The 23,357-nt window shown below is 52.2% G+C and carries 21 protein-coding genes; all 21 read right to left on the bottom strand.

The genetic code is table 11. The features are described 5' to 3' along the window. Positions 1–2: 2 nt before the first annotated feature. Entirely contained in the window at positions 3–1,076 is a 1,074-nt protein-coding gene (gene recA / locus GCWU000342_RS02140) for a recombinase RecA (RefSeq protein ID WP_045000146.1), read from the bottom strand. Between the two features lie 501 nt (positions 1,077–1,577). After that, positions 1,578–3,179: a peptide chain release factor 3 gene (locus GCWU000342_RS02145; RefSeq protein ID WP_006905563.1), complete on the bottom strand. Its 1,602-nt coding sequence runs from the start codon at positions 3,177–3,179 to the stop codon at positions 1,578–1,580. 173 nt (positions 3,180–3,352) lie between these two features. Continuing rightward, on the bottom strand, positions 3,353–3,904 hold the full coding sequence (locus GCWU000342_RS02150; RefSeq protein ID WP_006905564.1) for a GNAT family N-acetyltransferase: 552 nt from the start codon (positions 3,902–3,904) through the stop codon (positions 3,353–3,355). 28 nt (positions 3,905–3,932) lie between these two features. Continuing rightward, entirely contained in the window at positions 3,933–4,229 is a 297-nt protein-coding gene (locus tag GCWU000342_RS02155; protein WP_330360262.1) for a type II toxin-antitoxin system RelE/ParE family toxin, read from the bottom strand. Continuing rightward, complete coding sequence (locus GCWU000342_RS02160; RefSeq protein WP_006905566.1) at positions 4,201–4,458, bottom strand: AbrB/MazE/SpoVT family DNA-binding domain-containing protein; 258 nt, start codon at positions 4,456–4,458, stop codon at positions 4,201–4,203. Before GCWU000342_RS02160 ends, GCWU000342_RS02155 begins: the two co-directional genes overlap by 29 nt. A gap of 155 nt (positions 4,459–4,613) precedes the next feature. Then, positions 4,614–4,790: a 30S ribosomal protein S21 gene (gene rpsU, locus GCWU000342_RS02165; protein ID WP_045000562.1), complete on the bottom strand. Its 177-nt coding sequence runs from the start codon at positions 4,788–4,790 to the stop codon at positions 4,614–4,616. A gap of 305 nt (positions 4,791–5,095) precedes the next feature. Continuing rightward, positions 5,096–5,686: a hypothetical protein gene (locus GCWU000342_RS02170; protein WP_006905568.1), complete on the bottom strand. Its 591-nt coding sequence runs from the start codon at positions 5,684–5,686 to the stop codon at positions 5,096–5,098. A 465-nt stretch (positions 5,687–6,151) separates the two neighbouring features. Further along, positions 6,152–8,830 (bottom strand): alanine--tRNA ligase, encoded by a 2,679-nt coding sequence (gene alaS, locus GCWU000342_RS02175; RefSeq protein WP_045000148.1) that lies wholly within the window; start codon positions 8,828–8,830, stop codon positions 6,152–6,154. Between the two features lie 159 nt (positions 8,831–8,989). Beyond that, the gene (rnhA, locus tag GCWU000342_RS02180) at positions 8,990–9,466 is read right to left on the bottom strand and encodes a ribonuclease HI (RefSeq protein ID WP_006905570.1); all 477 of its coding nucleotides are present in this window, start codon (positions 9,464–9,466) and stop codon (positions 8,990–8,992) included. Between the two features lie 3 nt (positions 9,467–9,469). Then, positions 9,470–10,237, bottom strand: a complete 768-nt coding sequence (locus GCWU000342_RS02185) for an MBL fold metallo-hydrolase (protein WP_006905571.1) — start codon at positions 10,235–10,237, stop codon at positions 9,470–9,472. Beyond that, positions 10,234–11,559: an amidohydrolase family protein gene (locus tag GCWU000342_RS02190; RefSeq protein WP_006905572.1), complete on the bottom strand. Its 1,326-nt coding sequence runs from the start codon at positions 11,557–11,559 to the stop codon at positions 10,234–10,236. Before GCWU000342_RS02190 ends, GCWU000342_RS02185 begins: the two co-directional genes overlap by 4 nt. Next, a complete protein-coding gene (locus tag GCWU000342_RS02195; RefSeq protein WP_006905573.1) occupies positions 11,556–12,401 on the bottom strand; it encodes a purine-nucleoside phosphorylase in 846 nt (281 codons plus the stop codon). Before GCWU000342_RS02195 ends, GCWU000342_RS02190 begins: the two co-directional genes overlap by 4 nt. A 74-nt stretch (positions 12,402–12,475) precedes the next feature. After that, positions 12,476–13,462, bottom strand: coding sequence for a diacylglycerol/lipid kinase family protein (locus GCWU000342_RS02200; RefSeq protein WP_006905574.1), 987 nt, complete (start codon positions 13,460–13,462; stop codon positions 12,476–12,478). Between the two features lies 1 nt (position 13,463). Further along, complete coding sequence (locus tag GCWU000342_RS02205; protein ID WP_156784471.1) at positions 13,464–14,897, bottom strand: DEAD/DEAH box helicase; 1,434 nt, start codon at positions 14,895–14,897, stop codon at positions 13,464–13,466. A gap of 301 nt (positions 14,898–15,198) precedes the next feature. Beyond that, positions 15,199–17,643 carry an alpha-galactosidase gene (locus tag GCWU000342_RS02210; RefSeq protein WP_006905576.1) on the bottom strand — a complete coding sequence of 815 codons (2,445 nt, stop codon included), beginning with the start codon at positions 17,641–17,643 and terminating at the stop codon, positions 15,199–15,201. Then, positions 17,640–19,076, bottom strand: a complete 1,437-nt coding sequence (locus GCWU000342_RS02215; RefSeq protein ID WP_006905577.1) for a glycoside-pentoside-hexuronide (GPH):cation symporter — start codon at positions 19,074–19,076, stop codon at positions 17,640–17,642. The genes GCWU000342_RS02210 and GCWU000342_RS02215 overlap by 4 nt, the downstream gene beginning before the upstream one ends. After that, positions 19,073–20,557, bottom strand: coding sequence for a DUF6937 domain-containing protein (locus tag GCWU000342_RS02220; protein ID WP_045000569.1), 1,485 nt, complete (start codon positions 20,555–20,557; stop codon positions 19,073–19,075). Before GCWU000342_RS02220 ends, GCWU000342_RS02215 begins: the two co-directional genes overlap by 4 nt. 55 nt (positions 20,558–20,612) lie before the next feature. Next, positions 20,613–21,179, bottom strand: a complete 567-nt coding sequence (locus GCWU000342_RS02225; RefSeq protein WP_045000571.1) for a TetR/AcrR family transcriptional regulator — start codon at positions 21,177–21,179, stop codon at positions 20,613–20,615. Between the two features lie 577 nt (positions 21,180–21,756). After that, positions 21,757–21,906, bottom strand: a complete 150-nt coding sequence (locus GCWU000342_RS10410) for a hypothetical protein (RefSeq protein ID WP_006905582.1) — start codon at positions 21,904–21,906, stop codon at positions 21,757–21,759. Next, the gene (gene dltD, locus GCWU000342_RS02230) at positions 21,887–23,077 is read right to left on the bottom strand and encodes a D-alanyl-lipoteichoic acid biosynthesis protein DltD (protein WP_006905583.1); all 1,191 of its coding nucleotides are present in this window, start codon (positions 23,075–23,077) and stop codon (positions 21,887–21,889) included. Before dltD ends, GCWU000342_RS10410 begins: the two co-directional genes overlap by 20 nt. Continuing rightward, a complete protein-coding gene (dltC, locus tag GCWU000342_RS02235) occupies positions 23,074–23,313 on the bottom strand; it encodes a D-alanine--poly(phosphoribitol) ligase subunit 2 (protein ID WP_006905584.1) in 240 nt (79 codons plus the stop codon). Before dltC ends, dltD begins: the two co-directional genes overlap by 4 nt. Positions 23,314–23,357: the final 44 nt, after the last annotated feature.

Here is a 23,357-nt window from a genome sequence, read left to right on the forward strand (position 1 = left end):
ACTCACTCTTCTTTTGCCTCAGGCTCTTCGGCCACTTCTTCTGGCGCATAGTGGTCGCGAATCAGCTGTTCAATCCGCTCCATGAGCTCCGGGTGCTCTTCCAGATACTTCTTGGCATTCTCACGGCCCTGGCCGATCTTCTCCCCCTCATAGGCATACCAGGCTCCGGACTTGTTAATAATATCAATATCAACTGCCAGATCCAGAATATCTCCGGATCTTGAAATCCCCTGTCCGAACATAATATCAAATTCAGCCTGTTTAAAGGGAGGCGCCACCTTATTCTTGACAATCTTGACGCGGGTATGGTTGCCGACCACGTCGCCCCCCTGCTTGATCGCCTCCGTGCGGCGGACATCCAGGCGGACAGAGGCATAGAACTTGAGGGCCCGGCCGCCGGTCGTAGTCTCAGGATTCCCGAACATGACGCCGATCTTCTCTCGCAGCTGATTAATGAAAATGACAATGCAGTTGGTTCGGCTGACAACAGAGGTGAGCTTGCGCAGGGCCTGAGACATCAGTCTGGCCTGCAGACCCACATGGCTGTCTCCCATATCCCCCTCAATCTCCGCCTTCGGCACCAGCGCGGCGACGGAATCGACCACAATAATATCAACCGCTCCGGAGCGAACCATTGTCTCGGCAATCTCCAATGCCTGCTCCCCGTTATCCGGCTGTGAGATATAGAGATTATCAATATCAACGCCAATATTCCTGGCATAGACGGGATCCAGCGCGTGCTCCGCGTCAATAAACCCTGCGATCCCTCCCCTCTTCTGTACCTCAGAGACACAGTGAAGGGCCACCGTCGTCTTACCGGAGGACTCCGGTCCGAAGATCTCAATGATTCTCCCCTTGGGGAGACCTCCAACGCCCAGGGCCAGGTCCAGGCTGATAGAGCCTGTGGAGACCGCCTCAACCTTCATGCGCTGGCTTCCCTCTCCCAGCTTCATGACAGAGCCCCTGCCATACTGCTTCTCAATATGCGTAATCGCGGCTTCCAGAGCCTTCTGCTTCTCCTCTGCCGTCTTCGCTTCTACTGTCTTCGCTTCTACTGTCTTCGCTTCTGCTGCCATCATGCTCTCCTTGTTCGAACGTTTATTCGCGAACAGCTGTTCGCCTTTGTTGATCATCTTAATCCTATTCTACATAGCTGTCAACGACATGATCGGGTTTCTGACCGCAGACATCCGTCTGATCGAATTCACTTCCCCTTGCGCATCCTCATTCTCCCATGCCGGAGGGACTTTGGCAATCACTCCCCGCCCGATTCTCTCTCTTGCACGATTTTTTCCGCCAAACTTCGGCGGATCTGTCATTTGCAGGATTTTCTTCATACGGAAAACAGAAAAGGACAAGGTCTCGCAGAGCCGAAACCTTCAAAGACAAATTTCCAGAGAGTTAGAGCCTTCAAAAACAAATCTCCGGAGAATTGGAGCCTTCAAAAACAAATCTCCGGAGAATTGGAGCCTTCAAAAACAAATCTCCGGAGAGTTAGAGCCTTCAAAAACAAATCTCCGGAGAATTGGAGCCTTCAAAAAATCCCGCCGGGCTCAAGCCCTGCGGGAGCAAAACAATCAATCCTGTGAAAATTCGGCCAGCTCCAGTCCCTCATTGCGCTCCTGCGTCATTCGGATGGACCACTCATTGACCCAGAGCAAAAGGGGCCTGCCCTTTAAATCGGTCACCTTCTTCATATCGGATGTCCCCACAATCGCGTCTACATCCACTCCCTCATTGCTGATCCAGCGAATATACTCATAGGGAAGATTCTCCATCTTGATCTCGACCTTGTACTCATTGTTGAGGCGAAATTTCAAAACGTCAAACTGGAGGACGCCGACCACTCCCACAATGATCTCCTCCATTCCCGTATTGTATTCGCGAAAGATCTGGATGGCGCCCTCCTGGGCAATCTGATTGATCCCCTTCATGAACTGCTTGCGCTTCATGGTGTCCACCTGACAGACACGGGCGAAATGCTCCGGGGCAAAGGTGGGAATACCGTGAAAGCTGAAGTGCTCTTTTCCCGTCAGAATCGTATCCCCAATAGAGAAAATACCCGGATCAAAGACTCCAATGATATCACCCGCATAGGCCTCATCGACAATATGGCGGTCATCCGCCATCATCTGCTGGGGCTGGGAGAGACGGATATTCTTTCCCTCCTGGACATGAAAGACCTCCATGCCGGCTGTGAACTTGCCGGAAGTAATACGCATAAATGCAATGCGGTCTCTGTGACGGGCATTCATATTGGCCTGAATCTTGAAGCAAAAAGCGGAGAAATCCTCTGAGAAGGGATCAATCAGCCCCGCATCGGACTCTCTTGGCAAAGGTGAAGATGTCATATCCAGAAAATGTTTCAGAAAGGTCTCTACGCCGAAGTTGGTCAGGGCGGATCCGAAAAAGACAGGAGAGAGCTGTCCCGCATCCACCTTGCCCTGATCAAAGGCAGCGGCAGCGCCGTCCAAAAGTTCAATCTCCTCCTCCAGAATTCCAAGCGCTTCCTCGCCGATGGCCGCACGAAGTTTGGCGTCTCCGATGTCAAACTCCTCCTCACTTCCCTCCTTGGTCCCCTTCATCGTATCCGCGAAGGTCATAACCCTCTTCGTATCGCGGTCGAAGACTCCCTTGAAATCTTTACCGGAGCCAATGGGCCAGTTGATGGGACAGGTGGCGATCCCCAGCTCATTTTCAATATCATCCAGGAGTTCAAAGGTGTCCATGGCATCCCGATCCATCTTGTTGATAAAGGTGAAAATGGGAATATGACGCATGACGCAGACCTTAAAGAGCTTTCTGGTCTGGGCCTCAACTCCCTTTGATCCGTCGATGACCATGACCGCGGAATCAGCTGCCATCAGAGTCCGGTAGGTATCCTCCGAGAAATCCTGGTGGCCTGGCGTATCCAGAATATTGATGCAGCGTCCGGCATAATTAAACTGGAGAACAGAAGATGTGACAGAGATTCCTCTCTGCTTCTCAATCTCCATCCAGTCAGAGACCGCATGCCGGGCGGTCGCCTTCCCCTTAACAGAACCGGCCGTATTGATTGCGCCCCCGTAGAGCAGGAATTTCTCTGTTAGGGTTGTCTTACCGGCATCCGGGTGAGAAATAATGGCAAATGTTCTCCTCTTCTCGATTTCTTCTCTCAACTTAGACAAGATGCACCTCATATATTCTGCCGGGATCGCCCGGCATTTTTCTGTTTCTATAGGGCAGACACCAGCCTCTCTCGGCCGCGGTTCCGCCAAACTTCTATAGTTTACGGGTGGAAAAATCACTTGTCAATTCCCCGGGGCGCAAACAAAAGCCCCATGTAAGCCACAAAAATGCTTGATCATGAGGTTTATAAATGGTCACAGCGCAGAATAGCATATTCTGTCACATCGCAGATTCCCTGATTATTTATGTCAGCACTTCTTTTGGTTCCTTCTACCCTCATACCGCACTTTTTCATAACGTCTCCTGAATGGGGATTGTTGGTGTCATGTCTGGACTCAATTCTATTGCATCCAACCTCGTTAAAAAAGAAATCAATAATTGCACTAAGTGCCTCTGTCATTATTCCTTGATGCCACCATGCACGTCCGATGCAATAACCTATATGCACCATGTCTATCTCGTCCTTTTTCCCAACTACAGAAATAGTACCTATTACCTCCCCTATGGATTTCAATTCGATGCCCCATTGATAACAGTCTTCTTTCCTATAGTCCTTTGACCACAAGGAAAGAAGTTTCTTCGTAGTTTCAATACTCTCATGAGGAGGCCAAGTCAAATATTTAGTAACCTCCGAATCTGATGCCCAATTTTTATACATGGCTTCAGCATCATTAACACTTAGCTTTCGAAGGCACAGTCTGTCTGTTTCTATAGTTTTTGTACCAAGGTGTGTCATTTTTATTCTCAATTCTGAAAAATATATTTTAAATTCTATCCAAAATATCGTGGTGTCCAACATCAAGAAGAAGGATAAGTTGATCATCCTCATAGTACCAGATAATCCTTATATCCATATTGACGCTACACTCAAAAAGATCATCCGTCCCCTGAATCCTTTTTGTCCTAAGAGACGGATGAAGTGGATTTTTCGAAAGCGTCTCTACTTTCGATTTAATCTGCTTCTTTTCGGTCGCAGCCATTTTCTTGTAGTGCTTCTGAAATCGCTTTGTGTATGTAATCTTATATGCCATACTACTTCTCCAGCGATTCGAAGAGAGCATCTACAGTATCAAATACTGGCTGCTCACCACAAGCAATCTTCGCTTTGATATCGCTTACCTCTTTTTTCAGATCGTCTATGTACTTCGTCGGATAAACAGCCATAGGAAAGAGCATGATTGTTCCATCCTTTTCCATGACATCGAGCTGGTCGCCTTCGGAAAGACCCAGCTTAGTAACAATCTCACTTGGCAAAGTTATCTGCGATCTTTTTCTTATGGTTGCAATCATGTCGTCACCTCCATATTTTCTGAAATTCTGATTTTCTGATTAAAATGTAACACATGTTGCAATAAGAGAAAAGTGCTTTTTGATCTCACTTATCAATTCCCCGGAGCGCAGACAAAAGCCCCCGAGGATAACCTCGGGGGCTGATCGTTCACTCATCAGTTGAACTTGCGCTTACGTGCGGCCTCAGATTTCTTCTTGCGGCGAACGCTGGGCTTCTCGTAGTGCTCGCGCTTGCGGATCTCCTGCTGGATACCAGCCTTAGCTACGCTGCGCTTAAAGCGACGCAGTGCGCTGTCAAGAGACTCATTCTCTTTTATGATAATGCTTGACATACTCTTCTCGACCTCCCTCCAGTCGTGGATTTGTGTTTTGAATCCGCGAAACTGCATATTCACGGGAAGTCGCAACACCAATGTGTATTATACTTGCCCGACCTCTTTCTTGTCAAACACAAGCAGAAGCTCTTCTAAACCATCGCAAGTCCTTCAGGCTGTGATTGAATTTCATCAAATTCTATCATCAAGATTTTTTTCATGTCCTATGTGCGTAAAAAGTCCCCCCTTTCCAATCTACCAATATCTGCTTCAAACTTCTTCTGTACCTATTTTGGGAATGATATGTAAAATATGGCATGTCGTTAGAAACATACGAATAATTCTTCGCCAATCTCCTCGAAAATATCACTTGAGGGATCAACATACTCTTCGGCTTTATATAAGGGCATTAATCCGGTGGGATCCAGCTGCTTGTCTTCAATCATGTTCCACTCACCATTGATGCCCTTTTCAAAGACAAATTCATGTCTTGCATCATATCCGGTTTCTACACCTGTTTCTGCTATTGTTAAATATGTCTCCTCCTTTACACTGACTGATACCCTTGAATCAGAATCCTTTTTTACTTCATTGATATCTATTATGGTTCTTGCTTTGGAATATGTCTCACCCACAGATTCTAATTTTTTTCTAAATTCAGCTATTTCAACTCTTTGTCTTTGCTCTATCATAAAATTTCTCTGTGATCGAAAGACATTTTTACATGAGATATTCTCATCAGACAGCATGACAGAAGCTCTTTCTCTTAAGAGATTGTCTATTTTTTCACGAATTTCCATCTCATCTGGCTTCCCAGGTCCCATATTGGAGCTGGCATAGATTGTATTAGAGAAACTCGAGAAAAACATGATAGCAACAAGTGCAAATGACAAAATCTTTTTTATATTTTTCATATATACACCCTTTCTGTGCTATTCCATTCTTAATAGTTACGTAAGAATATCCGTATTCCACAATAAGATCCTGCCTATCGCCACTTAACGGAAGCAGACTTTATTTCAATGCTTTTTCTCGTTTCCCTCCTCTCTCCATTTATATAGATAGATTCTATTAGTCTATGATTCCCTTATGTGAAGTCTACTTTTCTTCCTATAATGAGTTATAACATGCGTAACTTTATAATGCTATTAGCAAAACCCAACGAATACGAAATCCTCTTTTTGTGAAGCTCTTATACTTTTCACTTGTTTGCGGAACTATTTTTACCTCACTATAGAGAGAACGACAGAAAGAATCTCTTAAAGAAAATCGGACCCAGGAAGATCCCATCTGATGAAATCATCCTGAGTCCTAAACTCTTTAAGTATACGCATGTCTGTCAGAGCATCCGGCACAAGAAGCAATCCGGCAAATACTTCCTAGGACAACTGTTCCTCAAGAACTCGCTCAGCCTCAGCCAGAGCCGCAGGAATCCCCGCCGGATTCTTGCCGCCGGCCTGCGCCATGTTGGGGCGGCCTCCGCCGCCTCCGCCTACGAGTCCCGCAATGCCCTTGATCAGGTTGCCGGCATGAGCACCCGCCTTCTGAGCGCCTTCTGTTGCGGTCGCCATGAGAACAACCTTACCGTCATTTGCGGAGGCGAGGAGGACAATGCCCTCTCCCAGTTTGGCCTTGAGCTGATCGCCCAGGTCGCGCAGGCCATTCATATCAACGCCCTCCAGGGCTTTTGCCAGGAACTTGACCCCCTTGATCTCCTTGACAGCATCCTCGACATTGCCAAGGGCCTCTTTTGCGGCGGCCGCCTTCATAGACTCCAGCTCCGCCTCCAGACCCTTGATCTCCTCCTGCATGTGCCCGATCTTCTCTACCAGGTCAGAAGGCTTGGTCTTCGCCGCTGTGGCCGCTTCATTGAGTTCTCTCTCGATATCCTCATAATAGGCAAAGACAGCTGGTCCGGTCAGAGCCTCAATCCGGCGGACGCCTGCGGAAGAACCCACCTCAGATATGACTTTAAAGGCCTGTATCTTACCGGTACGCCCGACATGGGTTCCACCGCAGAGCTCAGTAGAGTAATCACCCATCTCAACCACGCGGACTTCATCGCCGTACTTCTCCCCAAAGAGAGCCATCGCTCCGGTCTTCTTGGCATCCTCCTGGCTCATGATCTCTGTCACGACAGGAATATCAGCCGCGATGCGCTCATTGACCAGATCTTCAACCTTCCTGATCTCCTCCGTGGACATGGCGGAGAAATGGACGAAATCAAAGCGGAGCTTCTTGTCGTCAACATAGGAGCCCTTCTGCTGAACATGATCTCCCAGTACCTCGCGCAGGGCCCTGTGAAGAAGATGGGTCGCCGAGTGATTCCTTGCGATATTGGCCCGGCGGTCGGCATCCACCTGAAGCGTCACCCGGTCGCCCACCTTGAGCATGCCGGAAATCATCTGTCCCACATGGCCGATGCGGCCGCCCAGCAAATGGATGGTCTCATCCACGCGAAAGGTCCCCTCTGCCGTCTCAATCAGACCGGAATCGCCCAGCTGACCGCCCATGGTGCCATAAAAGGGAGTCTCGTCCACAATCACGGTTCCCCTGCTGCCGTCGGTCAGAGCGTCAACCAATTCGCCGTACTTGTCCTCTGCCGGATTGACCTCCGTGGTCAGGACGCTGATTTTAGAGCTTGCCTCCAGCTTGTCATAGCCGACGAAAGAAGAGCTGATGGAATTATCGATATCGTCGTAGACCGTTGCTTCCTTCCCCATATAATTGGAGGCCTTGCGGGCGCCGCGGGCCTTGGCTCTCTGCTCCTCCATGGCCGCCGCAAAGCCCTCCCTGTCATAGGTCATCCCCTTCTCTTCCAGGATCTCCGCCGTCAGGTCAACCGGGAATCCATAGGTGTCATAGAGGCGGAAGGCGTCTGCGCCGGAGAGAACTCTCTCTCCCCTAGCTGAAAGCTGATCCTCCAGCTGAGCCAGCATGGCCAGTCCCTGGTCGATGGTGGCGTTGAATTTTCTCTCTTCTTCCGTCAGGACACGGCGGATAAACTCCTGTTTCTCGGCGAGTTCTGGATAACCGTCCCTGGACTCACGAATTACAACATCCGCAAGTCTGGCCATAAACTCGCCGGAAATCCCCAGCATGCGTCCATGTCTGGACGCGCGGCGGATCAGACGGCGAAGGACATAGCCGCGTCCCTCGTTGGAGGGCATGATGCCATCGGAGATCATAAATGTGGTGGATCGGATGTGGTCCGTGATCAGGCGAATCGAAATATCGTCCGAAGCATTTGCCTCATAGGTCTTGCCCGACAGGGCGCAGACCTCATCCCGGATGGCCTTCATGGTGTCGATCTCGAAGACAGTCTCTACATCCTGCATGACAACCGCAAGACGCTCCAGTCCCATGCCGGTGTCAATATTCTTCTGGGCAAGCTCTGTATAATTGCCGTGGCCGTCATTATTGAACTGGGTAAAGACATTGTTCCAGATCTCCATGAAGCGGTCGCCCTCGCCGCCCATAACATCATCAGGGCCATTGCCGTACTTTTCTCCCCGGTCATAATAGATTTCAGAACAGGGTCCGCAGGGACCGGAGCCGTGCTCCCAGAAATTGTCCGAGGCGCCGGTCTCGGGATCCTTGCCAAAGCGATAGACGTGATCAGGGGCGACCCCGACCTCCCGGGTCCAGATCTCATAGGCCTCGTCATCATCGATGAAAATGGTGGGATAGAGCCGGTCCGGCTCAAGCTTCAGCACCCTGGTTAAAAACTCCCAGGACCAGTGAATCGCCTCCCTCTTGAAGTAATCGCCGAAGGAAAAATTGCCCAGCATCTCAAAAAAGGTCAGATGACGGGCTGTCTTGCCGACATTCTCTATATCGCCGGTGCGGACGCACTTCTGGCAGGTGGTGACGCGGCGGCGGGGAGGAATCTCCTGACCCGTGAAGTAGGGCTTTAAGGGCGCCATGCCCGCATTGATCAGCAGGAGGCTGTCGTCGTTGTGGGGTACCAGCGAGAAGCTCTTCATCACCAGATGTCCCTTGCTCTCAAAGAAGTCCAGATACATTCTTCGCAGCTGGTTTACACCGAATTTTTCCATGAAATACATCTCCTTATGCACCGTTCCTGGAAAACACTCCGCAGACCGGCTTATCTCTAATCCAATTGAGCGGGCAAATGCACGCATAACAATACAGCGGCTATCGTATGCGCGCGCCGCAGACATTCCATCGTCATGAATTATAGTGAATCGAATCCTTCAATTCAACTCCACGTCATCGCACAAATTCTCTCCGTCCGCGGCACTTGTGGCCAGAAAATCACAGCGCTCATTATAGGTCTGTCCGGCGTGTCCCTTGACCCAGTGGAAGGTCACCTGATGCGGGGACATAAGCTCTAGAAGCTTCTTCCAGAGATCTATATTTTTCACTGCTTTCTTCCCTGCGGTCTTCCAGCCGTTCTTCTGCCACTTGTCAATCCAGTGCTCCTCAAAGGCTTTGACCACGTACTGAGAATCCGACCACAGGTCCACCTGACAGGGGCATTTTAAAGCCTCCAGAGCCCGAATCACTCCCATGAGCTCCATGCGGTTATTCGTGGTCTTCTTATAGCCGCAGGAGAGCTCCTTGATGTGCTCCTGTCCCCTGGCATCCACATAGGATATGACCGCTCCGTAGCCGCCCGGCCCGTCCGGATTGCCCCGGGCCGCCCCGTCAGTGTAAATTGTCACTCGCATGAATCACTCCTCGATCTCAAAGATCATATTCTCCTGGGTCAGGTCTACAATCTTGTCTTTGAAATTTGCAGCCTGCGGCAGGCGCTTATACCTGTCAATCAGGTCGTAGTCTCTCCACAGATGACAGGGGAAGACCAGATCGCAGTCTATGTGCTCCAGAAAATAGTCCATGCCATAGGAGAAGCCCTCCTTCATGCGGGGATCCAGCACGACAAACGCGAGGTCGATATGCTTGCCCGCCAGCCGGTTGACCTCGTGCTTATAGGCCCGGCCGATGGTCTCACAGTAGAGTTCCCCCCGCTCGCCCCAGTTCCACCAGTGCAGATCACCGGCGTGGTAGATATGAAGGCCTTCCGCTTCAATATAAAAGGCCACTCCCTCGTCTGTAGAGCGCAGGGTCTGAATCACAAGATCGTCGATGCGGTAAACAGAGACCGGAGAGACCCTGTGAATGCGTTTCTTAAACTCCCTGTCCCCTCTGTGTCCAAGCCGGGTTAAGAGATCCCTCGGGATATGGATATCATCGCTTAAAATATAGCTGATATCCGGGTGACGGGTTTTCTGCCAGGCCAGAACCTCCGGCGTCCAGTGATCCCTGTGCCGGTGACTGGCGAATACATAGAGCTTCTTGTCCTGGGGGAAGGCAGGAATCTTCCCTCCGAAAACCATGCGGTCAGACAGGGCATCCGGGGGGAAATAGTCAAAGAGAAGGAGGGTATGATCCAGCTCCACAAGATAGGAGCTGTGCTGAATATAAGTCACCTTGATCATTGGCCAAACCCCGCCTCACGATTGATTCTCTGGATGATCTCGTTGGCTCTGGCATAGATATCCCCCGGATCAAAACCGATATGGAAGCTCCCGTTTTCGTAGAGAATCCTTCCGTCGACCATGGTCATCTTCACATTCTGTTTGCTCCCGGAATAGACCAGGTTCTTTAAGATGTCATTCTCCGGCTGCATATTGGGCTGTTTGAGATCAATCATAATCAAGTCGGCCTTCTTGCCCTCAGCCAGTCGATCGCAGTCCGTCAGTCCCATCGCTTTCGCCCCGCCGGCTGTCGCCATGTAGAGAACGTCCTCGGCCGGAACAGCGGAGGCATCCCCCTCCCGCACCTTGGCAAGGGCCGTTGTCAGATACATCTCCCGAAACATATCCAGGGCATTGTTGGATGAGGCTCCGTCGGTGCCGATCGCCAGAGAAATGCCCTCGTCAAGGAAGCGGCTGATCGGGGCGATCCCGGAGGCCAGCTTGAGGTTGGAGGCCGGATTGGTGACGGCAGTCAGCCCTCTCCTCTTATAGATCTCAAAATCCTCATCAGAGAACCAGATGCAGTGGTAACCGCCGCCGCCGTACTCATACATTCCCAGAGAATCTGTCAGCTGGGTCGGGGTCTTGCCCCAGCGATCGATACACTCCTTTACCTCCCTCTCTGTCTCAGAATTATGGAGAAAGACGGGACTTTTGTATTTCGACGCCAATTTGGCCACATCTTCCATCCGCTCCATGGATGTCGTATATTCCGCATGGAATCCCACCACCATGGAGACGAGCTCCCCCATCTCATTCACCCGGCACATATTCTCCTCGACAGTCTCAATCGGCGCGCCGAAGTTATTAAAGCCGGGCACCAAAACCGTGCGAAATCCCGTGTCAACAGAGGCGCTTGCATTCATGGGCGGATAGAAGTACATATCGAAGTTGGACGTGATCCCGGACGTCAGATACTCCATGATACCGAGAATATCCAGCCAGTAGATATCCTCCTCCCTAAGACAGCCCTCTCTGGGAAAAATCTGTTTGGTCAGCCAATCCTGCAGAGGCAGATCATCCGCAACTGTGCGGACAAAAGTCATGGCCGTGTGGGTGTGCGCATTCTTAAATCCCGGCATCAGCAGATTGCCCTGGCAGTTCTCCTGCCGCTCCCAGACCAGGGGACTTTTCTCTGAGGCGACCTCCTGGGCCCGGCGGTCACGACCGTCCCCGATATAGACAATCTGATTTCCCTGTACCCAGAGCTCCCCCTCGGTCAGGGCAGGCCTTTCCCTCTCATCCAGGGTCATGAGCCTGGCATTATAAAATCGGATATTCATCTCGCCTCTCTCTTTCCCTTTGACATTTTCCCAATGGAGCCCTTCACAAGTCTGGTGAATTTCTCCGCCACGATCCTGCCGGCCTCGATAACCTCCTCCTCCGACAGAGGCTTAGGGCTGATCCCGGCCGCCAGGTTGGAAATGCAGGAGACGCCGACCACACGCATTCCCATGTGTCTGGCCGCAACCGCCTCACAGGCAGTGGACATGCCGACGGCATCCGCCCCCATAGCACTGGCCGCGCGGATCTCCGCCGGCGACTCATACTGAGGCCCTCTTGTCTGCAGATAGACCCCTTCCTTAAGGTGGATTCCCTCCTCCCCCGCCGTATCCCTGATCAGATCGGACAGGTCGGGATCATAGATATGGCTCATGTCCGGGAATCGGATTCCCAGCTGAGAAATATTTGCTCCGCGCAGGGGAGAAGGCAGGAGGAAGGAAATCTGGTCGCGAATCAGCATGAGGTCTCCCGCAGCAAGGCCCCGGCGAATGCCCCCGGAGGCATTGGTCAGAAAGAGGATCTTAGCTCCCATCAGCTTCATCAGACGGATCGGCATAACCACCTCTTCCATCTCATAGCCCTCATAGTAATGAATCCTTCCCTGCATGACGACGGTCGGCGTCCCGGCCACATAGCCGATCACATAGCGTCCCACATGTCCCGGCGCCGTCGACTGTGGAAATCCCGCAATCTCCTGATAGGGAATCAAACCCTCCAGCTGCATGCTGTCAGCGAAATCACCCAAACCGGACCCCAGAACCAGAGCCACCCTGGGTGTGAAGGGAATGCGATCCCGTATGCTCTCATAGGCCCTCAGCACTTGTTCAAAAGTCGAATCCATATAACCTCCTCTCCTGTCTTTTACAGGCCCGGCCCCTGAGACCGGGCCGCAAAAAAGTCTGACCAGACAAAGTATTATATAAAAATCCGCAGCTTTCCCGGCAGACAGGTGATTCTGATCTTTCGATGCATGCCAAGATCCTCCCCGTCTGAGTGAACCGGCAGGGCTTCTTCCATATGAATCTGCAGACTCTTCGTCTCTATCTGATGCACGCCGGGCAGGATTTTGTGCATTCGAAAGAGAAAGCCGGGCAGCATGATCAGGGCGAGCAGGCGGGGCACAGAATCCGCCAGACAGATACCGAACTTCCCGTCGAAGGCATTTGCTCCGGGATACATGGGGACGCCTCCTCCTTCAGCCGCCTGATTCATAGCAGCCACGAAGATCATGTTCTCAACTTCAAGACAGCTGCGGCCTTTTTCTTTCCGATAGAAAACCCTCCCCCGGTAGAGGGGCATGGAGAGAATGGTCTGCAGGGTCTTGGTAAGATAGGACAGCCGCCCCAAATGAAGCTTATTCAAGATCCCCTTCATATACATGTGGTCTACTCCCCTGCAGACAGCGGCATCAAAGCCCATGCCGCAGGAAATGGCGAAGAGACGGCTGTTCCCGTCGTCCAGCTCCACCCGCCCCAGATCCATCCTGCGAACCCGGCTCTCAGACTCTGCTGCCCTTTCTCTGTCGTGACAATCGGTCAGAATGTCCTCCAGCCTCGCCAGCGGATCCTTATTGGTAATTCCAAGTCCCCGCCCCAGGTCATTGCCGCTGCCCAGAGGAATCATTGCCAGATTCACCTTATCGAAGTCATGCATACCATTGATCACCTCGTTAAAGGTGCCGTCTCCCCCGACCGCGACAATGGTCGATCGCAGGCCACAGCGATCAAAATCAGCGGCCGCCTGGTCTGAAAGCTGATCCGCCAGCTGCACGGCATGGCCCGCGAACCGGGTCATATGGATTTGGGCAGAGACCTCTCTCTCGTTCAGCCGATGACTGATTTTCTCCCAGGCCTTCATGCTCTGCCCGCTTCTGGAATGTATGTTGGCAATGAAGTAAAACATATTAGCGTCCTCTCCCCTGCCCGTAATAAGAGCCGGAATATCCTCCTCTTCCTCTGGACTCGTCGCTGATATTCTCCCTCTCAGACCGCCCGTTATTGATATTGGGCATGGGGCGGGGCCCCTGGTCCCTGCGCCTTCTTCCGCGGCCGCTCCCGGAAGCGCCGCCCGCCTTTTGCCTGCGGTCTGCGTGTCCCTGGCGGTTCCTGCTGCCGGTCTTGTGACCGCTCTTTCCGGCATTTTTCTGGCCTCCTGACCGATATCCGCTCCGACCATGTCTTGTGCGCCCTCCCTTTCCCTTTCTGGCCTTTCTCTCCAGAGGAAGGGACCATTGCGTCTGAAGCTCCGGAATGGGCTTCTCTAAAAGCTCCTCTACCTCACGCAGGGCGTCCAGCTCCGCCTCACAACAGAGGGTAATGGCGATACCGCTCTCCCCCGCGCGACCGGTACGACCGATGCGGTGGATGTAGGCGCCGGCCTCCTCCGGCACATCATAGTTGAAGACATGGGACAGCTTGGGGATATCCAGGCCTCTTGCAGCCACGTCCGTAGCCACCATAACCCTGACCTTGCCGGACTTAAAGCGATTCAGGGCATCCTGCCTCTGCCCCTGGGTCTTATCCCCGTGAATCGCCACAGACTCGATTCCCCGACGCTTTAATTCCCTGGACAGCTTATCGGCCCCGTGCTTGGTTCTGGTAAAGACAATCGCGCTCTCCACCGCCTCGTCTGTCAGCAGGGAGGCAATGATCTCCCTCTTGTCCTCTCGGCTGCTGAAAATGAGCTTCTGCTCGACCGTATCGGCCGCCTCATTCTCCGGAGTCACCTGAACCTGGACCGGATCCTTCAGCATCCGATCCGCCAGCTGGCGAACCTCCTTCTCCATGGTGGCCGAGAACATAAGCGTCTGCCGCTTAGAGGGCGTACTCTCAACAATGCGGCTGACATCCGGGAGAAATCCCATATCCAGCATCCGGTCCGCCTCATCCAAGACCAGGATTTCCACAGAGCTCAGGTCCACCAGGTCCTGGCCCATGAAGTCCAGCAGCCGTCCCGGTGTGGCGACCAGGATATCCGCCCCCCTGCGCAGAGCTCCGATCTGAGGTCCCCTCTTTGCTCCCCCGTAGAGACAAACCGTCCTCAGATGCAGATATCTCCCGTATTTTTTAAAATTATCAAAGATCTGAATGGCCAATTCACGCGTGGGGGTAAGCACCAGGGCTCTGACCCTGGGTCTCTTTAAAAGCGTGAGCTTGTGTAAAACAGGCAGGGCGAAGGCCGCCGTTTTCCCGGTGCCGGTCTGCGCGCAGCCGATCATATCCCGTCCCTCTAAGATGACAGGGATGGACTCTTCCTGTACAGGCGTCGGCTCCTCATAGCCCGCCTTTCGAATCGCGCTGAGCAGGTCTTTTTTTAGTCCAAATTCACTGAATTTCAAGTTTACTCCTCTTCTGAACCCCTGATCGGGCTCTTGATCTCTTTGAGAATCCCGAGAAGAACCCTTCCAAAGAAGTCGTTTCGAATCCCAAAAAAGACACTGACCGGGGCCTCCCGAATCAGTGTCTGCACAAAAATTCCGCCGACTTGTTTCTTGCTCTCGAGAATATACTTGCATAATCATAGTGTTTTTTTCTCGAATGTGCAAGATTCTGCCATCTCAGACGCGATCCGCCATTTCGCCATCCGAAATCTCCCCGGACATATCGGTCTGCGTGCCAGGTATACCGGTCCCGGCCCTCTTACGAATAAAATCCCTGTGAATCAACTTCCTCCATAAAATAGAGTCTGCAGGCAAAATCGGGCAGATAGCGAACCCGCTCATCAAATCCGGTCCCCACGAAGTTCTGCCCGCATGCCAGCCCGGCCATCAGGGCATCCCCGTAAGCTGTGAGATCCTCTGTCTCCCCCTTAAGCTGAACGAATCCGGCGATCACATTGTGGAGAAGCCCCCCCTCTCTCACATGTACGGGGGTCTGCTGATTGATCAAAGATCCCATAGCCCTCACATCCACCTTCTGGGGCCGGTTGAAAAAATGATATCTTCGCGCGGGATCCAGCCCCCTCGGATAGAAGAAGGAGAGATCTTCTCCCGCCCGGTTCACGGTTCTGCTGTAAAAACCGACCGCCCGACTTCTGTCGGCAGAGACGATCGTCCAGTCCGTCTCATTATCTCCTCTTCCCCGGTAGAACTGTCCTGACTGGAGAATATGACGGTACTTCTTGTAGAGGCTGATCTGTGATCGGATCTTCTCCTTCTCTTCCCTGGGCAGATCCCTCAAATTGAGCTCGTAGCCCAGATTCCCGAAGGCTGCCACGGCAAAGCGGGTATCCAGAGACGTTCTCCGCAGGGTCTGATGATTCGGGCTGGCGGAGACATGCGATCCGAAGCAGATCTGGGGATAGCCGTAAGAGTATCCCCTCTGTATGTCGATTCGGGCCACCGGATCCGTATCATCAGAGCCCCAGATCTGCGGGAAATAAGAGAGGATCCCCAGGTCGAAGCGATTGCCCCCGGCGGCGCAGCCCTCAAAGAGAATTTCCGGGAAGCTCTCTGTCAGCTCCTTCATCATGCGATAGAGACCGAGAACATAGCGGTGGCCTGTCTCCTGCTGCCGCGCGAAGGGCAAGGCCGGAGAATAGACATCTGAGAAGATCCGGTTCATGTCCCACTTGACGTAGTTGATTTCAGCGGAAGAAAAAAGCTCCTTCAACCGACGGATCATTTCATCCACGACCTGCGGATTGGCCAGATCAAGGATTCTCTGATTCCGTCCCTCCGCCTGACTCTCTCTCTTCCAGGGCAATTCCATGGTCCAGTCAGGATGCTGTCGATAGAAGTCGGAGTCTGTATTGACCATCTCCGGCTCCACCCAGATCCCGAAATTAAGGCCCAGACCATGGATCTGGTCTGCCAGAGATTTCAGACCTCCCGGCAGCTTCTTTGGATCAGGCGTCCAGTCTCCCAGGGATCGATGATCATCTGTCCGCTCTCCAAACCAGCCGTCGTCCATGACCAGAAGCTCTATCCCCAGACGGGCCGCCTCCCTGCCGAGGCTGAGCAGTTTTTTTTCTGAGATATCAAAGTAGTTAGACTCCCAGCTGTTGAGGAGGATGGGCCTGTCCCTCTTAGCCCAGACTCCCCTGAGGATATGCTCCCTCACAAAGCTGTGCATATTGGCGCTGATCCCGTTGAATCCGCGATCGCTATAGGTCAGAACCCCCTCCGGACTCTCGAAGGAATCGCCGGGGGAGAGCTGCCAGGAGAAGTCTTCGGGACTAATACCTGCCAGCACACGCACAAGCCCGGCTGCCGTCCGCTCAACAGCAGCATAGTGGTTCCCGGAGTAGATCAGATTAAAGGCATAGGCCTCCCCTCGATCCTCCCCGCAATCCGGGCTTAAGAGCATAAAGAAGGGATTGCAGCGGCTGGAGGAGGTCCCGGCACGGCTGGTCATGGACCATTTCCCCACGGTCAGGGGCTGACGCTTCTGATTCATCTCGTGGGCCCAGCCGCCGTCAAAGGCGATGACATCCAGAGCGCGCGGTCTCAGATCCAGCCCGTAACTCATCAGACGGCGGATCACAAGCTCCTCCCCGCTCTCATTGGTCAGAAGAGCCCTTCGGGTGATGACATCCTTTTCAGGAAAAAGAGCATAGTAGAGATCCAGCCGATTTTTGCTCAACCGGTCCCGCAGAGTGATCCTGACCTCCTCAACCCCGTCCGACTCCTTACTCTTTCGGCTTTCATCTCCGGCATCATCTAATGAATCCCCGGGCGCGTCCGACTGCCCGGCTTTTGCCCAGGCGGACGGCATGGTCGCCATCGCGCTCTTTCCCTTTTGAAGCTCGCAGGACTCATAGACCCAGTCCGCGCTGCGGTTTCCCCTGGCGTCCACGAGCTCAATCATGGGTTCCCTGAGGTCCCCCTTTCCGGGCGACGTCCACTCCAGACAAGTACTCTCCAGAGAGAAATCCGGCCGCGTATTGTCATATAATATCGTATTCCCCGGCGCGAATGCCCGCTTGGGAATCAGGGAGTCAAGATCAGACTCCCTTTCCACCCGCAGTTTCCCGCCATAATAGAGATGCTCTAAATGTCCCGTCACAAGCACCCGAAAGATATAGGCGCTTTGCCTGCCCTCTAAGATAAAAACGGGCCGATCTCTTCCAATGATACGAATCATGACCGCTCCTTCTCTCTCAGCTGCTCACTGATCTCCTCCAACCTGGCATCCGTCAGGACATACTTTTTGCGGAACCAGAAAAAGGCAATCATCAGACCCGCGATGGGAATCAGGGTCATCACCATGCGAAGTCCCATCTTGGATGCCATGGAGACACCGGCCGAGAAATCCACACTCTGATCTGCGCTTCTGGTGGCTGTGGAGCTTAGGCGGAAGGCCTGGAGGGCCAGGGACGCGACCAAAGCGGCCAGGCCCGAGGCCAGCTTCACAACAAAGGTCTGCATGGAAAAGATGACTGACTCATCTCTTCTTCCCCTGATCAGCTGACCGTAATCGACGGTATTGGCCAGAAAAATCGTAGTCAGGACATTGTTCATGCCGCTCGCCGCCATGATCAGGACGCCCGGGATCAGCAGAAGGACCAGATGATTCTGCCCCAGGCTCGCGATCGCAAAGAGAATGATGTATCCCAGCATGGACATGGCAAGACTGATGTAGAAGATTCGGATGGAACTGACAAAGCGGCGAAGCAGAGGATAGAGAACCATCATAGCCAGAATCTGCGCCGCGCCCGCGACCATATTAAAGCCCGTGTAGGACTGGTACCAGGCAGTTCCTCCAAAATCATACTTGAAGAAATAAAGGACAAGATTCGATGTGATATAGAGGGCGGAGTTCACCAGGACAATGGTGACAACCACACACATGGCCTGATCATTGGAGATCAAAGCCCGAAACATCTGTCCCAGGCTTGCGGTTTCCATATCAACAGTAGACTTCTCTTTGATCGCCAGGCAGGTAATGGCAATAAAGATCACAAATAAAACCGCGACAATCAGGGCGAAGATCTGAAAACCGACTCGCTCCACCTCCTGCGAACCGGATCCATGTCCGAAAGCGTCTCCCAGGGCATGCACTAAAATCATGGTGAAAATCGTAACCAGAGCGCTCCCCACGCCGGAGCAGGACCGGGCCAGAGTTGTCAGCCCCTCCCTCTCTTTGCCCCCCTCGGTGAAGGCTGGGATCATAGACCAGAAGGGGATATCCATCATCGTATAGGTCACGCCCCAGAGAACATAGCTGATGGCCGCATAGGCAATCATCCCTCCTGTATCCAGGCTTGGCGGCGCGGAAAACATCAGATATAAGACGATGGCATTGGTCAGTGTTCCAAAAAACATCCAGGGCCGAAACCTGCCCCAGCGGGTTCTGGTTTTCGCCACAATGACCCCCATGATCGGATCATTGAAGGCGTCGAAGACACGGGCCGCCAGCAGGATAATCCCCATAGCAGCCGCGGAAACTCCCATAATATCCTGAAAATAGTAGAGAATATAAGAGGCAGACAGCATATAGACCATATCCTTGCCGACCGCGCCCAGACCATAAGAGGCCTTCTCCCGTCCAGTCAGTTGCTTTTCGTTTTCCATCATGATTTCTCCCTCAAATGCATGGCCAGTTCAACCGCCCGATAAGCTCCGTTGTACAGACCGCTGTCCTTATTCCTCTGTATATTCTCGCACATGCGGATCAATTCCCGGTTCTCTCCCAAAAAGAGGTCAGTCATTTGCAAAATATGGGGAATATCCCGGCACTCCAGGCTCCCGTCCCCCATCTCCGCGGAGTGAATCGCCCCCCACATCTCATGCTTTCCCACCCGGCGGATAAAAAGCTTGGGCACCGGATAGAAGGCCAGCTCGGACGGCTTGGTCACCAGCAGGTCACAGGACCGCATGAGCAGATTAGTGATATAGACCGCCTCGAAAATATTTCTGTGATAGAAGGCGTGAACCCCCTCGACGGAGTCGGTCAGGGCTCCATCCGCAAACGCCGCGGCCTCCTCAAAATTCAAAAAGCGCTCTGTCGCGCACCTGCCCAATTCCGGAATGTCCGCGAGCAGCTCCTCCCAGACATTGCGATAATCTCCGACATTCACATAGAGGGCGGCCCGCTTATTTCGAACGGCCGGAAGCAGATGGCGGATAATAGCGCTAAAAAGATCTCTCTGAGCTCCCGCTCCGCCGATAGTCAGAAGAAAGCGCATGGGCTCCCCTCTCTTCTTTCTCTCAATCCTCGCCTGGCAGTCCGTCTGCACATTGGCGACAATTTCATGATCCACATAGTGTCCCGTATAAATGAGCTGGTCCGGCGGAATGGACCTTAAGACCTTCTTCTTGGCGAAGCCATAAAGGGTGCGGTAGCCCTGATAGGCGTAGTTGCACTGAACCGTGTGAAGGCTCCCCTCCGCCAGGTGCAGAGCCATGGGCCAGTTGTCAGGAATGGCATTGACCACATACCGCATTCCCCCGTGCAGGGCAGCCTGAGCCGGCCACACATGGGTAGCGAGAAGAGGAATGTCCTTGGGAATCTCCCGAAAGAGGGGGGCCATCAGTTCCGCCTTCTTCTGATCGGAGGCGTTGTAGGTCAGGGCCCGAAAGCCCTCGTAATTCATGGACTCCCAGACCAGCTTGTTAAAAAGCCTGAAACGGGACAGACGAGAGCCCAGAGAATAGAGGTCATTCTGGGCGCTGATCAGCTTGGTCGCTGTCGTCTGCGGATAAGAATTCAAGTCCATCCAGTATGGGGTGTAGCCAAGCGCATGAGCCGCGGACGCCATCGCCATGGAGATGCGGTAATGGCCGAATCCCATGCGGATATTCCCCACGATCAATCCCTTCCTGTGATCGAAGTCCGCGGGCCTGATCTGTTCTCCGGACCGAAGGGCCTGTCCCAGTCGAATATCCTTTACGCCCAGCCGGTCCCCAATGACCGGATTATCCTCAATTTCCACCGGATAGAGCTCTCTGCTGTCATCACCGAACTTTCTCGCATATTTCTCCTTGGAATGTACAGCCCTCTGATAATCTCTCCTGGAAATGGCATTGCCAAAAATCTCCCTGGATCTCTCTGTCATATCCTTCTCCCGCTTCCTTCTACCGACTGATTTTCTCAGCTTCTGGCTCTTCTTCTCAGTTCCTAATCCCATCAATGATCAGGTTTGCGACCTCTTCAAGAGCCTCATTATAGTCCAGCTCCATCTCAGCCGCCCTGTCCCCATAGAGCAGGCGCTCGATTGTGGACTCATAAATCACCTTGATTACACTGGGATTCACGGGCCGAAGCTGCCTCTCTTCTATCCCCCTTTGGATCAGCTCAAAGGTGGGCTCCCAGTTGCTCTCTATGCGGCTTTCCATGCGCTGATATGGCCTCGGATACTTTTCCCGGAAGCGAAAGAGTTCCGCAAAGTTAATCCCCCTGGCCTCAACCGGCAGCACACAGAGAATTCCTCTGAGCTTGTCCACAACAGACAGATCCCTGTCATCTAAAATAATCTTCTGATCCTTGGCGACCTGGTCAAAGACATTATCGACCAGGTCCGTCAGTATGGCCTCCTTATCCGAGAAGACCTTATAAATGGTCTTCTTGCTCATAGACAGGCACCTGGCCAGATCATCCATGGTAAATCTGGCTCCTTTTTCCTTGAGTACTTTCAAACTTCCTGTCAGAATTTTACTTCTTACCGCTTTCCTATCCATTTTTCCCTCATCCAGAAACATTATCTCAAATATTCGTTTCCTACATTGTACCATCCGAAGATCTGACTGCCCTCTGCATTTTTTGACAAAAAAAATGACAGCCGATTGTGAAATCTGCTGTCGAAAAGGGGGGTATTCAAAATTGGTTGCGGAAGAAATCTCTATGAAAAGGGGGTATTGTCATGAAAGAAAGGGGAACTGCCACAACCGGGGATATTGCTTCTTTCTGTCCCGTCTTGTTCTCCGGAACAATAGTATCTTACATCTTGGCTTATGCATTGTCAACAGTTTTTATTCGCATTTTTTATGCATAACATCTAAAAATCTTCTCTTTCTATGTTTGCTTTGCCTCCCCATTTCTCTTCCGCGCAAAATAATATACAATTTCTCCCTGTCTAAATTGTCTAATATATCCAGTTCCCTCTGATTTTCATCCTTTTTCTGAGGGATAGGCCCATAACAGAACGCAGGCTCTGTGAGGATTAGTAGTCATATCCTTCTCCCATTCTCTCTCTTTTGCTAAAAATAGTACACAGTTTTTGGTCTTCCAAATTGTATAGCATTTCCGGCTCGTGGGTCAGAATGCCGCGTATGTGAATCCAGGCTTGGCCAGACCGCTGCTGAGAATCAACAAAAGATACAGCACAATCATCAGGGCCAGATAGCTTCCTGTGTACTTCCAGAATTTACGGTCCGTCAATATCTTCTTAATTTTTATAAAAATCATAGATTGCCTCATTGATATATACCCATCCAAGAGACCAGGGGTGATAGGCATCTGCCAGGAAATAGGGCGTGTACTCATGCTTGCTCAAGTCTACACACCTGACTCCATAAGCAGCTGCGCTCTTTGCAATTGCCTGATAGGCAGATTCCCGGTTGGCTTGCGGCATCCCGGTCGCGTCATACCAATAACCGCTGATGGGCAGAATGATCACCTGCGTTTGAATCCCCAGCTCCTTTGCCACCTGCAGGAAAAGTTCCAAATCCCCCTTCTCCTTGGCCGAGGTCCACTGTTCACCCTTATGGATCTGAGTTCCCGCCTGATAGCTCTTCTGATACAGGTTCTTCCAGGACTCATTCTTCACATAGAGGGGATTATCCGATTGAGATGCGGTTTCACTGATTGCATCCGCCTTCATCTTCTCCCAATCGACACTGCCATCCTCTGACTGATAGGAATGAACGGTCGCCTCTGTCGGCTCAATATTTTTGGCCACCTTATTCGCATTCTTCAGCTTCAGTACCGCTGCGGCAAAATTCTCCCGGTCTCCCCGGTTCGCTGCCAGCAGATCTGCTGTCAACCGCTCCGTGGCAGATGCATCCTCCGTGGCATAAGCCCGCTGATAGGCCTTGATCCGGTTTGAGAAAGCGATGTCCGAAGATGCCAGCACCATAACCCGGTTGATGATCTTCTGCCTGGTTTCGGCGGAAAGGCGGTCATTCTTCAACATGGCCAGATAGGCCGTGTCGGAAAAATGCTGCTTAAAGGCCGTTGAAGCGACCCCATCTCCGTAGAACCAGGTTGGAGAAGCCAAAAGCGTGACCTTTTTGGGGGATCTGCTCCCATCAATGGCCGCCAGGCTGATCGCATCCTGCAAAGACTGCACCATCGGATGTCCAACTGTCATGGAATCCACCTGCTGTCTGGCAAACATATGGCTGATATGATAAGGCTCCTCGATCCAGGTTCCCAGTTCGGAAGAACCGAAGATGGGCATGGTATCCTCATCCATATTATCTGTCAGAGCGGCCAGCGACTTATTGCGCAAATCGCTGTAGAAAAAGCGAAACCCATCGCCTCCCCGCAGGCTGATCCGGCTCATCGTCAGATGAAAGCCGGCCAGAAAGAAGACAAAGAGGATCAGCGCCATCAAAAATGCCTGGATTCGTCTCATGCCTGCTCCATCTTTGATTTAACGACAGCGATAATCTTGGCCGGGGTGTCCATCTCCTCTCTGCTGTACTCCGCAGGAGCGATGACCACACCGAAGGCCTCTTCGATTTCCACCAGAAGTTCCATGTAGCCCAGGGAGTCGATCAGTCCCTCTTCATCAAGATTGATATCCGGGTCTTCCATGACCACCTCGTCCTCACAGATCTCTGCCAGAATCTCCAGTAATTTTTCTTCCATTTCTTACCTGCTTTCTATTCCCCGTAACTTCTGTCTTTGGAGTG

The organism is Shuttleworthella satelles DSM 14600, from assembly GCF_000160115.1.
GTDB classification, from domain to species: Bacteria; Bacillota; Clostridia; order Lachnospirales; family Lachnospiraceae; genus Shuttleworthia; species Shuttleworthia satelles.